Annotated in this window: 4 protein-coding genes; all 4 read right to left on the reverse strand. The window is 51.1% G+C overall.

Features of this window, described 5'->3' with window-relative positions; genetic code table 11:
- Positions 1-675: PmbA/TldA family metallopeptidase (locus MHN01_RS15190; RefSeq protein WP_304622858.1), on the reverse strand; the 675-nt coding region annotated here is incomplete at its 3' end.
- Positions 675-2,060, reverse strand: a complete 1,386-nt coding sequence (locus MHN01_RS15195; protein WP_239412118.1) for a TldD/PmbA family protein — start codon at positions 2,058-2,060, stop codon at positions 675-677. The genes MHN01_RS15195 and MHN01_RS15190, both read right to left, overlap by 1 nt.
- A gap of 133 nt (positions 2,061-2,193) precedes the next feature.
- Positions 2,194-3,177 carry a GTP-binding protein gene (locus tag MHN01_RS15200; protein ID WP_239412119.1) on the reverse strand — a complete coding sequence of 328 codons (984 nt, stop codon included), beginning with the start codon at positions 3,175-3,177 and terminating at the stop codon, positions 2,194-2,196.
- 77 nt (positions 3,178-3,254) lie between these two features.
- Positions 3,255-5,339, reverse strand: coding sequence for an acetoacetate--CoA ligase (locus MHN01_RS15205; protein ID WP_239412120.1), 2,085 nt, complete (start codon positions 5,337-5,339; stop codon positions 3,255-3,257).
- Between the last annotated feature and the right edge of the window lie 82 nt (positions 5,340-5,421).

A 5,421-nucleotide genomic window follows, 5' to 3' on the forward strand; every position in this document is an offset into this window, starting at 1 on the left:
AACCGGTGAACCATCTAGCAACGCCTTGGCAGTTTCATAGCCGTGGTTAATACAGTAGTTAGGATCAAGCTCGTCGAAGCGTCGGCCCGATGACATGCCACCGTGCATTGACTGCTTGTCTTCATGCTCGTAAAGAGTATAGGCGTAACAGTAGGTCGAACGCTCCTGATGCTGACACAAGGTTCCCCGTGTGTTCGCAATAATGACCTGGCTGTCTGACTCGCCGAAGCCGTTGTAAGGAGCGGCTTTGGCGTTAGGCTTGGAAACAACGCCGCTCTCTAATGACAGGGCAAGGGCTATTTTGTCATCAACAGTTGCTTCGTCCTGTTGATAGATTTCGGCAACGTCAGTGGTTAACTGGCTGTTGATACAGCTGATCGTCTGGTGTTCGTCCTGCTTGGTATACAGGGCGTTTTGCAGCGCATGTTCCACCATGGTATCCAGGCTGGCTGGCTCTAGTGATTCTGAATAGCAGGTCGCAATACGTTGATCTTTGACGACACGAACGCCAATAACCTGGCCTGACGTTACTTTGTACTCATCAAGCTCACCGGCGTTGGCTTTCAGTGAAAAGTTATTGCTGCAGTTGGCAATAACGTCGGCTTCGGCACCGGCGGCTTTGGCACGATCCAGAACCTGATCAATTGCCTGTTGAAGTTTGTTTTGATCGGCCATTAGTTGCCACCCCCCACAAGAATATTGTCGACTTTCAGAGCCGGTTGTCCCACTGTTGTCGGCACCGAACCGCTGACAGAGCCACACATACCGGCTGCCAGTTCAAAGTCCTTGCCCACCATGCTGATCTCTTTCAGCACTTTTGGCCCTGTGCTGATTAGCGTGGCTGATTTCAGCGGTTTGGTGATTTGGCCATTTTCAATCAGGTAGGCTTCCTGCACGGCGAAGTTGAATTCGCCTGTGCCCGGCTGAACCGAGCCGCCGCCCATCTTCTTGGCAAAAATACCGTGTTCGACGCTGCTGATCATCTCGTCCAGTGAACTGTCACCGGGCTCGATAAAGGTATTGCGCATCCGTGATGTCGGGGCGAACTTGTATGATTCACGACGGCCGGAACCTGTTGGTTCATAACCAGTCTTGAGCGAGCCCATGTGGTCAACCATAAAGCTGGTTAACTTGCCGTCTTTGATAAGCTGAGTGCGTTGAGTCTCCATGCCCTCATCATCAATATTGATAGAGCCCCATTCGTTGGTCATGGTGCCGTCATCTACAGCATTGACGACAGGGTTGGCGATCATTTCGCCCATCTTGTCGTGGAATACCGAGGCTTTCTTGGCAACCGATGTTGTTTCAAGCAGGTGACCACAGGCCTCGTGGAATATCACGCCACCAAAGCCGTTACCGATGATAACGGGCATCTCGCCGGATGGGCAGTTATCGGCAAACAGCTTCACCATGGCCTGCTTGGCAACGTGCTGGCCCAATTCGCGGGCATCAAGGCGGGTATTGAATTCCCAGCCTGTCAGGGCGCCAGGTGCCTCAAAGCCTGTAGATTGCTCACTGCCGTTCTGGGCAATAGCTGTAGCTGCGACGCGTGTATAGTGGCGTGTGTCACCGATATGCAGGCCGGTTGAGTTAAAGATCTCGATCTGCTGCTCGCGCTGCAGAATGCGACCGATGAATTGAGAGATCTTTTCGTCTTCGCCACGGGCAGCTTGATCTGTGTCTCTCAGGAAAGCGATTTTTGCTTCAAGGTTGGCCCCTTGTGCCAGTGGCTGTTTGCATTGGTGTTTGTTGCTATAGCGGCTGAGGTTCAAGGCTGCCGCATTGGCAATCTGGTCTCGCTTGTCCTTGGCTGCCAGCAGCCCGGTAACACGCTTGAGCTCTTCTTCATCAGTACTGTTGGTGTAGCCGTACAGCACTTTATAACCGAAGAACAAGCGAATCCCGATACCGAAGTCGATACCTGAGTTTACCTTGTCAATGTCGCCGGAGATAAGCTCGACGGAACTGGACTGGTGATGCTCAACGAAGAGTTCAGCAAAGTCAGCACCGAGGAATAGCGCATGATCAATGACTGCTTTCGCAGTAGCAGGGTTTAGCATATTTGCTCCTTGCTTGTGATTAGGTCCATTGCCAAACAGGGCCTTTCAATGGACAAATTAATTCTGTTCGACTGCAATTCTAATGCTATCCATACTCATTATTAGCATGAAATTCAAAATCTTGAGTCGCAAATCATGATTGAGCCGTGACCAAAGAGCACAGGATCTCCTCTAGCTCATCCCACGGTAGTGCTTCTTTGTCGATAAATTCTATCCGTGACTCGAAGCCGTTCAGCGATAGCTCGTTGACTGAGACGACCTGGTTGACCACGTTGAAGGCAAAGCAGCCACGCTCTGTATTAACCACGGCTTTGACACGCTGGGCGTTGACATTGGAAAGCAGGGTAAAGAGTTTAGAAAAGTCGAAAACTTGATCGGCGGCGAAGAACCAGCCGCAGCTGCGATAGCCCTGGCCGCTGTTTTCGCGACGGGCAAAGGTTTCGCCGGGAGCCAATTCAAATTCTTCCAATGGCGCGGCTTCGCCGTGACTGTGGTGATGATGGCTGTGCTGTGCCTGACGCTCAGTTCGCTCGATAGCCAGCCATTCGAGGTCAAGCTGACCTTGTTCAACTTTGCCAATGGCGGCTTTTGCAGGATCGAATTTGGCAGTAAATGCCTCAAAAGCAGCCAGATCTTCGTTAGCGCACTGGTCTATTTTGTTAGCGACAACAACATCTGCCAGCGCGAGTTGATCCTGGAAGTTTTGGTTGTCGGTATACTGGGTATCGGAAAAATGACGCGGATCGACAACAGTAATGGTTGCCTTCAGGTCGATATAGTTACGGTAGCTCTCAGAAGTGAGCTTGGCGATCACTTCCTTCGGGTGGCCAAGACCGGTCGGCTCGAGCAGCAGACGATCAGGCTTTTGTGCCAAGAGAGCATTAATGCCAACGGACATCGGTAAGCCTGCTACACAGCACATGCAACCACCCGGTACTTCTTTCACGATAGCGCCCTGTTGGTCAAGAATCGCACCATCAACGCCGATATTGCCAAACTCGTTGATTAGAATCGCCCACTTTTCATTTTCTGGCTTACGCGCCAGCAGAGAAAGTATGGAAGTCGTTTTTCCGGCACCTAAAAAGCCGGTGATAATGTTGGTTGGAATGCGCTTCATTTGGGTAACAGTTCTCCTTGTAGCCTGATGAAGGCATCATATCATTCTATAAACCTATCTGAGCCAGATTGGACAACTTAATTTGCTTCATCTTGTAACTCTGGGTGATTTTTATACTGTTCAAGGGCTTGCGGATTTGCCAGTGCCCCGACATTCTTGACTGGCTGGTGATGGACGATGTTTCGTACGGCCAGTTCGACTAGTTTGCCGGATTTAGTGCGGGGAATATCATTAACCGCCAGTATGACTGCCGGTACATGGCGCGGCGAACAATGCTGTCTGATCCGCTGGCAAATCGTTGCCTTTAGTTCATCATCCAGTTCGCATTCCTCTGCTAGCTGGACAAAGAGCACCACCCGAATATCGTTGTGCCAGTGTTGGCCGATAACCACCGAGTCGGTGATCTCGTCGAGAGGATTCACCTGACGGTAGATCTCGGCGGTACCAATCCGCACTCCACCGGGGTTTAGTATGGCATCAGAGCGGCCGTAGAAGGTCATTCCACCTGTTTCGCTCAGCGAGACAAAATCACCATGGTGCCAGGTGTTGGGAAAGGTATGCCAATAGGCCTTGTGATAGCGGCTGCCATCCTCGTCATTCCAAAAGCCGATTGGCTGATTGGGGAAGCTATTGCAGCAAACCAGCTCTCCCTGCTGCTGGAACAGTGAACGGCCGTTATCATCAAACACCTGCACATCCATACCCAGCGCTCGTCCTTGGCATTCTCCCCGGTAGACGGGATTGAGGGGATTCCCGATGGCAAAACAGCCGCAGATGTCAGTGCCGCCGGAAATAGACGCGAGCTGTAAATCGGATTTTATCGCTTGATAGACGTAGTCGAACTGCTCGGGGGCCAGTACTGAACCGGTCGAGCACAAGGTATTGAGGGACAATAAATCATGGTTTGATGCCGGCTGGTAGCCTTGCTTTTCTAGCGCTTCGAGGTATTTCGCTGATGTACCGAACAGAGTAACCGATTCCTGTTCGGCCATGTCCCACAATACATTGCCATCAGGAAAGAAGGGCGAGCCATCATAAATCACCAGACTGGCCCCGGTTGCCAGACCGCTGACCATCCAGTTCCACATCATCCAGCCGCAGGTGGTGAAGTAAAACAGCCGGTCTCCTGATTTGAGATTGCAGTGTAGCTGGTGCTCTTTGAGGTGATTGAGCAAGGTCCCGCCGGTATTATGGACGATGCATTTGGGTTTTCCTGTTGTTCCCGAAGAGTAGAGGATATACAGAGGATGATTGAACGGTACCTGAGTGAAAGAAAGGGGGCATGCCGGGTATTGCTTGAGCATTTCATCCCACCACGCTGTCGTTACCGGTTGCTGGCCAGAAGCCCGAGAAACGGTGCCTCTTTCATTTTCTATTGTATTGTCACCTTCTGTCTTGCTGTCTTCTATATAGGGGATGAGCAGCAATTGCTTCACACTGGGGAGTTTCTCCAGCATCGCACTGACTTTATCCAGGCTGTTGTGCGTTTTCCCGTTGTAGAAGTAGCCATCGGCACAGATCAATAGCTTGGGCTTAGTCTGGCCAAATCGCTCAACAACGCTTTCCACGCCAAAGTCCGGGGAGGTTGAAGTCCATATAGCCCCCAGTGAAGCCGTAGCCAGCATCGCTACGATTGCCTGGGGAATATTGGGAATATAGGCGGCAACGACGTCACCTTGTTTAACCCCGTTTTCAGCCATAAAAGCGGCAACTTGCGAGGTCTGGCGGTATAGCTGTTGCCAGCTAAGATGCTGGCGCCTCTCTGGAACCCCTTCGCAATGGAAGACAATGGCATCGGCAGCGGCGTGAAGATTCCAGTTATTAAGTAAATTCTCGGCAAAGTTGAGGCTTGCATGAGGAAACCATTGGGTTTCTTTGGCCGGCAACTGGCTGTTAGCAGGGCATTGGGTGATTGGTAGGTTTTTTTCGCCCATGACGTCACAGAAGTCCCACAGCATGTCCCAAAATTCTTCACTGTGTTCGATGGTCCAGTGATGAAGCTGGTTGTAATCATGGTACAAGGTGTTCTTTTTTTCGCTTAGATCCACCATGAACTGGTACAGCAGGCTGTCATGAATACGATCTTTCTCAGGCATCCACATTATTTGTGGATGAGCCGTCGAATTTACCTGAAAAGTAGGATCATCACCGTTCTCTGTCATCAGGAAGTTCCTTGTTCATTTTGGGCATCTGGGTGGGCACGGACAAACGCATCAAGATGCAGACAGTGCTGCTCAATGCGCT

It is taken from the genome of Photobacterium sp. OFAV2-7, assembly GCF_022347985.1.
Classification (GTDB): Bacteria; Pseudomonadota; Gammaproteobacteria; order Enterobacterales; family Vibrionaceae; genus Photobacterium.